10 protein-coding genes are annotated in these 8,338 nt (G+C 65.9%); 4 read left to right on the top strand and 6 right to left on the bottom strand.

The features are described from left to right. Positions 1-90 precede the first annotated feature (90 nt). From D9V29_RS14425 to D9V29_RS14415, 3 genes are all read right to left on the bottom strand, one after another. Positions 91-1,542: a sensor histidine kinase gene (locus D9V29_RS14425; protein WP_121674032.1), complete on the bottom strand. Its 1,452-nt coding sequence runs from the start codon at positions 1,540-1,542 to the stop codon at positions 91-93. 5 nt (positions 1,543-1,547) lie between these two features. Then, the gene (locus tag D9V29_RS14420) at positions 1,548-2,303 is read right to left on the bottom strand and encodes a response regulator transcription factor (RefSeq protein ID WP_121674028.1); all 756 of its coding nucleotides are present in this window, start codon (positions 2,301-2,303) and stop codon (positions 1,548-1,550) included. A gap of 128 nt (positions 2,304-2,431) precedes the next feature. Continuing rightward, the gene (locus tag D9V29_RS14415) at positions 2,432-3,277 is read right to left on the bottom strand and encodes an NAD-dependent epimerase/dehydratase family protein (RefSeq protein WP_121674031.1); all 846 of its coding nucleotides are present in this window, start codon (positions 3,275-3,277) and stop codon (positions 2,432-2,434) included. A 67-nt stretch (positions 3,278-3,344) separates the two neighbouring features. Between D9V29_RS14415 and D9V29_RS14410 the strand changes: the two genes are divergently transcribed. The 4 genes from D9V29_RS14410 to D9V29_RS14395 all read left to right on the top strand — a co-directional run bounded on the left by D9V29_RS14410 (position 3,345) and on the right by D9V29_RS14395 (position 6,480). Next, complete coding sequence (locus tag D9V29_RS14410; protein WP_121674027.1) at positions 3,345-3,605, top strand: thioredoxin family protein; 261 nt, start codon at positions 3,345-3,347, stop codon at positions 3,603-3,605. Positions 3,606-3,637: 32 nt separating this feature from the next. Beyond that, positions 3,638-4,684: a Gfo/Idh/MocA family protein gene (locus D9V29_RS14405; protein WP_121674026.1), complete on the top strand. Its 1,047-nt coding sequence runs from the start codon at positions 3,638-3,640 to the stop codon at positions 4,682-4,684. A 4-nt stretch (positions 4,685-4,688) separates the two neighbouring features. Beyond that, a complete protein-coding gene (locus tag D9V29_RS14400; protein WP_121674025.1) occupies positions 4,689-5,321 on the top strand; it encodes a YqaJ viral recombinase family protein in 633 nt (210 codons plus the stop codon). Between the two features lie 148 nt (positions 5,322-5,469). Continuing rightward, entirely contained in the window at positions 5,470-6,480 is a 1,011-nt protein-coding gene (locus D9V29_RS14395; protein ID WP_229790595.1) for an NADP-dependent oxidoreductase, read from the top strand. A gap of 2 nt (positions 6,481-6,482) precedes the next feature. Here the strand turns inward: D9V29_RS14395 and D9V29_RS14390 are convergent, their stop codons facing one another. The 3 genes from D9V29_RS14390 to rplK all read right to left on the bottom strand — a co-directional run bounded on the left by D9V29_RS14390 (position 6,483) and on the right by rplK (position 8,311). Continuing rightward, positions 6,483-7,013, bottom strand: a complete 531-nt coding sequence (locus tag D9V29_RS14390; RefSeq protein WP_121674024.1) for a GNAT family N-acetyltransferase — start codon at positions 7,011-7,013, stop codon at positions 6,483-6,485. Between the two features lie 77 nt (positions 7,014-7,090). After that, on the bottom strand, positions 7,091-7,780 hold the full coding sequence (gene rplA / locus D9V29_RS14385) for a 50S ribosomal protein L1 (protein ID WP_121674023.1): 690 nt from the start codon (positions 7,778-7,780) through the stop codon (positions 7,091-7,093). Positions 7,781-7,879: 99 nt separating this feature from the next. Beyond that, positions 7,880-8,311 (bottom strand): 50S ribosomal protein L11, encoded by a 432-nt coding sequence (gene rplK, locus D9V29_RS14380; RefSeq protein WP_121674022.1) that lies wholly within the window; start codon positions 8,309-8,311, stop codon positions 7,880-7,882. Positions 8,312-8,338 lie beyond the last annotated feature (27 nt).

The following is an 8,338-nucleotide window of genomic DNA, read 5'->3' as shown; positions in this document are numbered from 1 at the left end:
ATCGATCGGCACCGCCGGACGACCAGCCATAGCAACTCCCTGAGATCAGGGTGTTGCGTCACTTCCTTGAACCCGCCGGGGCTCTTACTGCTAATCGAACGTCGACCGCGGGAGGATCACCCTGAACGCCGTGCGGCCTGGCCCGGATTCGACCGACACCGATCCACCGTGCGCATCGACGACTCCGGCGACGATGGCGAGCCCGAGTCCTGTGCCACCCGACGCACGCTGGCGGGATTCATCGCCGCGAACGAACCGTTCGAACACCGAGTCGAGAACGGAGGGGTCGATTCCCGGACCGTTGTCGAGAACGGTGATCACGGCATCCGTCTCGGTCGTTTCGAGTCGCGTGGTGACGCGGGTGCCTGGCGGCGTGTGCACGCGGGCGTTCCCGAGGAGGTTGGCGACCACCTGGAACAGGCGCTGGGTATCTCCCGCGATGACGACGGATGCCTCGGGCAGTTCCAGGTCCCACCGATGTTCGGGCGATGACGTCCGCGCGTCACGGACGGCGTTGCCGAGGAGCATCGCGAGGTCGACGCTCTCGCGCCCGAGCTCCCGGCCCTCGTCGAGCCGCGCGAGCAGCAGGAGATCTTCGACGATGGTGGTCATGCGGATGGCCTCGGACTCGATTCGCCCCAGCGCGTATGTCGCATCCTCGGGGAGCCGCTCGCCCGACCGTCGGGTGAGTTCCGCGTAACCACGGATCGACGCGAGCGGCGTACGCAGTTCGTGGCTCGCGTCTGAGACGAACGTCCTCACCTTGTTCTCCGATGCCTGCCGCGCTGTGAGCGCGTTCGCAACGTGGCCGATCATCCTGTTGATGGCCGCACCGACCCTGCCCACCTCGGTGTCCGGGTCCGCGTCCTGCTCCGGCACACGAACGGCGAGCGCCACCTCGCCCCGATCGAGCGGAAGTTCGGACACCTCGGATGCGGCGAGCGCGACCCGGTCGAGCGGACGAAGAGCCAGCCGGACGATGACGTATGCGGCAGCCCCGGCGAGGGCGAGCGCGCCGAGCGAGATCCCCGTTACCACCGCGATCAGCTGGGCGACCGAAAACTCGAGGTCAGCGAGAGGCAGCCCGACGACGAGGGCCCCTCCCCCGGTGTCGACCGCGACGACGCGGTAGTTGCCGAGCCCCGGCAGGTCCAGCGACACCGGATCCGCCCCGATCGTCAGCGGCAGGAGTTCGGAGAACTGCTCGGTGGTCAGTGGCAGCAGCGTGCCCGCCGCATCGGTGTAGCCGGCGTACCGCACGACTCCGCCGTCGATGATCGCGCCCAGGGTTCCTGCGGCCTGGCCGGGCGCCCCGATGAAGTCGGGTGCCTCCGGTCGGGACGGGGACGGAAGCTGCCCGGTGCGCGGAAGATCCGCGGCTCCTGAGGAGCGAGTGGTCGCCGCCGCCAGCTGGCCGTCGACACGCTCGAGCAAAACCGCCCGGACGCTCAGCACGCTCGCCGCACCGATCACGATGGCCGCAAGCGCGAGCAGCGCCACGACGGCGACGACCAGCCGTTTGCGGAGCGTCCACGACGGCATCCGGTTCACCCGGGGATCCCCGCTGGCTTGAGCAGGTAGCCCGCACCGCGGACGGTATGGATCATGGGCTCCCTGCCCGCGTCGATCTTCTTGCGCAGGTAAGAGATGTACAGCTCGACAACGCTTGCCTTGCCCTCGAAGTCGTAACTCCACACCCGGTCGAGGATCTGTGCCTTGCTCAGCACCCGCCGCGGATTGCGCATGAGGAACCGGAGCAACTCGTATTCGGTCGCGGTCAGCTCGATCGCCACACCGGCCCGTGTCACCTCGTGGCTGTCTTCGTCGAGGGTGAGGTCACCGACGGCTCGTATCGGTCCATCGGATGCTGCGGTGAGCGTCGACCGGCGGATCAAGCTCCGCAGGCGGGCGACGACCTCTTCGAGACTGAACGGCTTGGTGACGTAGTCGTCTCCCCCTGCGGTCAGCCCCGCGATGCGTTCGTCGAGAGCATCCTTCGCGGTGAGGAACAGGACGGGAACGTCGTCGCCGTCACCGCGAAGCCGGCGCAGCACGCTCATTCCGTCGAGGTCGGGGAGCATGATGTCGAGAACGATCGCATCCGGACGGAATTCGCGGGCGACCTCGAGCGCGGCGCGGCCCGTTCCTGCGGTGCGAACCTCCCAGCCCTCGTACCTCAAGGCCATCTTCATCAGATCGGTCAGGCTCGCTTCGTCGTCGACGACGAGGATCCGAATCGCACTGCCGTCGGCACGGCGCAGGGCCGCTGTGGGCTGGGACGTCGGGGACAGAAAGGTGCTCACGTTCCCAGTATGGGGATCAGCCTTTGAGAACCCTATGTACCAGCTGGGTGACCGGGACGACTTCACGAGATGCCGGTAGTGGCCCGAAAAAGCGACGAGGTTTTCGGGCCACTACTGCAGTCTCGGTTTCAGACGCCGTCGCGCCAGCTGTGCTTCGGGGAGTAGTCGAGGATCCGCCGCGCCTTGTCGATCGACAGCAGAGTGTCGTGTTCGCCGACCTCACGCGTCACGGGTACGTCGGGGAACACTTCCGCGAGAAGTTCCGCGTTCGGCCGGCTCGACACCGTGTCAGCCGCCGCGATGATGAACCGGTCGAAACCGACGCTCTCGAGTTCGAGAGAACGGAGCACCGCCTGGGCACCGTCGCGCGCGTCGATGTAGCCCCACAGGTTCCACTTGCGGTTCGCGGCGTTCTCGTCGAACGACGGGAACTCGGCGTAGTCCTCGGAGTACATCACGTTCGAGAACCGGAGGGCGACGATCTTGAGGTCGGGGTTCCAGCGCACCAGCTCGATCGCCATCTGCTCCTCGAGGTGCTTGACGAGCGAGTACGTGCTCTCCGGGCGGGCCGGGTACTCCTCATCGACGGGTACGTATGGCGGTGGCACGTCGAACGGCAGGCCGAGCACGGTCTCGCTCGACGCGTACACGACGTTGCGGATCCCGGCGCGAATGGCCGCCGAGAAAACGTTGTACGTGGCGAGCATGTTGTTCGAGAACGTTGCGACATTGCTCGCCAGACCGGATGCCGGAATGGCGGCGAGGTGCACGACGGCGTCGAATCCATCGTGCTGGTCGTCGACGCCGAGGAGCGCGTCGAGGGTCTGCCCGTAGTCGGTGAGGTCGACGCGGACGAAACCCTTTCCCCGCTCTCCCGTGGCATCAAGGTTGATCACCTCAAGCCCTGCCTCGCGAAGTTCCCTGACCACGGTGCGGCCGAGCTTGCCTGATCCCCCTGTGACTGCGATTCTCATGCGTTCAGTCTGGTCGAGTTTCGGATCGGCGGGAACAGGGTTGCGCCAGACGTGGTTGGCTTGGAGCATGCAGCTCGTTCTCTACACCTCCGCTTTCTGCGCACCGTGCGCCCAGGCACGTTCCGTGCTCGAGGATGCCGCCCGGCTGGTTCCGCAGGCGACGGTGATCGAACGCGACGTGGCTCGCGAGAACGCGGTCGCTGCCGATGACGGCATCCGCATGACGCCGACCGTCGTCGTTCTCACCGACGACGGCACGGAAGTGTTCCGCGCCGCAGGCGTTCCCACCCTCAACCAGGTACTCACCGCGGCCGCCCAGGCCCTCTGACCCCAACGCGCACGCGCAGATCGGCCCCGCCAATGACGACGCTCCCGACTCCTCGATTCCCCGACCCGCAGAACGCTCCGGCGTTGAGATGGGGCATCGTCGGGCCAGGCGGCATCGCCACGGACTTCACCCGTGCGGTCCTGACCCATACGAGTCAGAACGTCGTCGCCGTGTCCTCCCGGTCAGCGGACCGTGCGTCGCAGTTTGCCGCGGCCAACGGCATCCGTCGTTCGTACGGCAGCCATGACGACCTCTTCGCCGACCCGGACATCGACGTCGTCTACATCGCGGTCCCGCACACGGAACACGTGCGCCTCGCCCTCGACGCGATCGCCGCTGGGAAGCACGTCCTCGTCGAGAAGCCGATGGCGACGAGCGCCGCGGACGCCGCCCTCGTGGTGAACGCTGCCCGTGCCGCTGGTGTCTTCGCGATGGAAGCGATGTGGTCGAAATACCTGCCGAAGTTCGACGTGATCCGGCAACTGCTCACCGACGGCGCACTCGGCGACGTGAGGTTGTTCAGCGCGGACTATGGGTTCCGCGCACCGTACGACCCGGAATCCCGATTCTTCAACCCCGCGCTCGGCGGCGGTGCGCTGCTCGATCTCGGCGTCTACCTCGTGTCCACGGCATCCTTCGCGCTCGGCGCTTTCTCGTCGGTCACCGCGCAGGGGCTGCTCTCGCCCACCGGCGTCGACGTCCAGTCGTCGCTGCTGCTCGAGACGGCGACAGGGGCACAAGCGCTGCTGTCGACGACGCTTCTCGCCGACACCCCGAACACGGCGAGCATCTCCGGCACCGGCGGCCGGCTGACCATCGACCGGGTGTTCGTCGGCCCGGGTGGGTTCACCTTCTCGCCGGCTGGGGCGGATGCCGTCCGCTACGACGACACCTCCGGTCTCGTCTGGCGCGAGGGACTCAGCTATCAGGCTGCCGCCGTCGCCCGCTACATCTCGGATGGCCACACCGAGTCGCCCCTGCATTCCCTTGACGAGACGCTGTCGGTCCTGACCGTTCTCGACGAGGCACGCCGACAGATCAGTGCTGGCGGGCGTGTCGTCGGGAGCGAGGCACAATAGAGGGGTGCCATCCACCTACCTCGACCGACTGGTCGCCGACTCGACGGACAGGGTGGCATGGCTCAGGGCTCGATCCCGTGGCATCACGGCGACGGATGTCGCCCGGCTCTCCGGTCCTGCGGCCATCGACGCCGTCGCGACTGAGAAACTGGGGGGCGGACCCGGCTTCTCCGGCAACCGCTTTACCGACCACGGTCGCGCGCGCGAACCCGAGATCGCCAGCTGGGTCGCTGCCACCCATGGCATAGCACCGTCATCGGCTCTCTTCCATGCCGAAATCGAGCGACGCCATCTGGCCACTCCCGATGGACTGGCGGTAACGGCATCCGGCGCTCTCGTCCTGGCCGAGATCAAGACGACGACAAAGGCGTGGCGGTCGGTGCCGCGCAACTATCTGCGCCAGATCTGGTGGCAGCAATACGTGCTGGGCGCCGAACGCACCCTCGTGGTGTGGGAGGAACACAGCAACTTCATCCCGGTCGACGACGAACCCAACTGCCGCTGGGTCGAACGCGACGATCGCGAGATCGGCAAACTCGTCGGACTCGCCAACAACCTCATCGACGAGCTGCACCGCCGCACCACCCGCCCGCCGTCGCGCTACCTCGTCCACGACGACCCGTACGACATCCCGTAGGTCGTTGGTGTTGCGCCCAACTTTTCTCCATGCGGGAACGGCGCCGTAACACCGCTGACTCATTGCCCGGGTTAGCTGGGAGTCATGGCCGCAGCAACGGGGGGAAATCATGCGTGAAGGCGTCTGGCTGACGTGGCAGACTCGGGACATGACGGCGACGAGAGACGAGTTTCCTGACGCACCCGACCTGAGCGTCCCCGAATCGATGCTGGCAGCGATGATCGACGGTCCGGGCGACGCGGACGTATTCCATCTGGATACGGTGGCGCCACCAGCGCCGTTCGTGTCCGAGTTCGTGGTGAAGGTCGTCGCTGCGGGGATCAACCCGATCGACGCGAAGACCCGGTCGGGCAAGGGGGTCGCTGCCGGGCTGAGCTACCCAGCCATCCTCGGCAACGATTTCAGCGGGATCGTCGTGAAGTCCCCCTATGAAGCGCATCCGCTCTCACCGGGCACCGAGGTGTACGGCATGGTCGGCGTACCGCGTTTGCCCGGCAGCTACGCCCAGTACGTTGCGGTGCCGAGCCTCTCGCTCGCCCGCAAACCCGCGAACCTGTCCCACGTCGAGGCAGCAGGGGTCCCGCTCGCCGCGCTCACTGCATGGGGAATGGTCGTCGACGTCGCGAAGGCTCACCAGGGCCAGCGGATGCTGATCCACGCGGGCAGCGGAGGTGTCGGTCACTTCGCTGTGCAGTTCGCCCGCTATTTCGGAGCGCATGTCATCGCAACGGGGTCGTCACGCAACCAGGACTGGCTTCGCGAGCTCGGGGCATCCGAGGTCATCGACTACACCGCGACCCGCTTCGAGGACGAGACGGGCGACATCGACGTCGTCATCGATCTCATCGGCAACGTGCACGACAACACCGGGTCACGTTCGCTCTCGGTGTTGACGCCGGGCGGGCTCATCGTGAACGCGCCGACCGGCAGCTGGCCGACGTTCCTCGACGAAGCGGCGACAGCCGGCGTACGTGCGACGACGTACAAGGTCGCGCCGGACGGCGACACCCTGTCGACGATCAGCAGGCTGCTCGAGTCTCGCGACGTGCGGGTCTTCGTCGATCAGGTCTTCGACCTGTCAGACGTCGCGGCCGCGCACCGCGCTCTCGAGGCCGGGCACACGCGCGGCAAGATCGTGCTCACGGTACCGGGTCGCTGAACTCACAACCGGCGTTCCATCACGAAGTCGTTCTCGAGTCCCGAGCCGAGCTGGAACGTTTTTCTCCCGACGATCCGGAAGCCGCTCTTCTCGTAGAACCGCACAGCGCGAGCGTTCTGATCGTTGACGCCGAGCCAGATCCCCGCTGCCTGAGTCTCCGCAGCGGCATCGAGGGTAGCCGCAATGAGCGGAGCGGACACTCCGCGCCCGTGCGAACCGGCGAGAACGTAGACCTTGCTCAGTTCGATCGTCGGGCGGATGGTCAGCGCAGAGGCGACATCCGTGTCCGAGGGTTCCCCGAGCACGAGCATCGTGTATCCACACATTCCGGTGTCGTCCTCGGCCACCAGGATCCGCCTGCCGTCATCGCTCAGGTATCCGGCGAATCGCTCAGGGCTCAGATGGGTCGCGATGAACGCCGCAATGTTCTCGGGATCGCTGCCTGGAGGGCACGCGAGCGGGAAGGTGATCTCCGCGAGCTCGGCCAGCCTCGCGGCATCCGTGGTCGTTGCCTGTCTCACCGTGATCGTCACCTCGCCAGTTTAGAGCGGAGCGGCAACGCACAAGGCCCCGCGAGAACCGCGGGGCCTTGTGTTTCGTTCGCGAGGAACTAGATGCTGTTGATGTCCATCGGGATGCCGGGACCGAAGGTGGTCGAGACGGTTCCCTTGAGGATGTACCGGCCCTTCGAGGAGGACGGCTTGAGGCGGTTGACCTCTTCGAGAGCAGACTGGATGTTCTCGTTGAGCTGCTCGGGAGCGAAGGACGCCTTGCCCACGACGAAGTGCACGTTGGAGTGCTTGTCGACGCGGAACTCGATCTTTCCACCCTTGATCTCGTTGACGGCCTTGGCGACGTCAGGCGTCACGGTGCCGGTCTTCGGGTTCGGCATGAGGCCACGGGGTCCGAGGACCTTTCCGAGGCGACCGACCTTGCCCATGAGCTCCGGGGTCGAGACAGCGGAGTCGAACGAGGTGTAGCCGGCGGCCACCTTCTCGATGAGCTCGTCGCCACCGACCTCGTCAGCGCCTGCCGCGATTGCGGCTTCTGCTGCCGGGCCCGTTGCGAAAACGATGACGCGGGCGGTCTTACCGGTGCCGTGGGGAAGAATCACCGTTCCGCGGACCATCTGGTCTGCCTTGCGGGGGTCGACGCCGAGCTTGAGGGCAACCTCAACGGTCGAGTCGAACTTGGCCGAACCGGTCTCCTTGGCGAGGGCGACTGCCTCCTGTGCCGAGTAAACCTTGTCGGTGCCGATTTTCTCGGCGGCGGCCCGGTAGGCCTTTGACTTCTGTGCCATGTGAATTTCTCCAATTCGAGAATGTGGTCATTTGCGCCTGGCCGGCGCTGCCACGTATAAATCTGAAGGTCGTGAGCGGTGCCCACTGCCTGGGAAGGCTTACGCCTCGGTAGTGATACCCATGGAGCGAGCGGTACCGGCGATGATCTTCGAGGCGGCCTCGATGTCGTTCGCGTTGAGGTCGGCCATCTTGACCTCGGCGATTTCGCGGACCTGGTCCTTGGTGAGCTTGGCGACCTTGACGGTGTGCGGGGTTCCTGAACCCTTGGCAACGCCTGCAGCCTTCTTGATGAGCTCAGCGGCCGGCGGGGTCTTGAGGATGAACGTGAACGAACGGTCCTCGTAGACGGTGATCTCAACCGGGATGACGTTTCCGCGCTGGGCTTCGGTCTGGGCGTTGTAGGCCTTGCAGAATTCCATGATGTTCACGCCGTGCTGACCCAGTGCCGGGCCGATGGGCGGGGCGGGGTTGGCGGCGCCGGCCTTGATCTGAAGTTTGATCAGACCAGTAACCTTCTTCTTCGGTGCCATGTTTCTTCCTTCTTATTGGGTTTCGAG

Origin of the sequence: Mycetocola manganoxydans (genome assembly GCF_003667545.1) — a bacterium.
GTDB lineage: Bacteria > Actinomycetota > Actinomycetes > Actinomycetales > Microbacteriaceae > Mycetocola_A > Mycetocola_A manganoxydans.
Note: the sequence above shows the minus strand (reverse complement) of the source record. Positions and strands in the feature narration are given on the sequence as shown.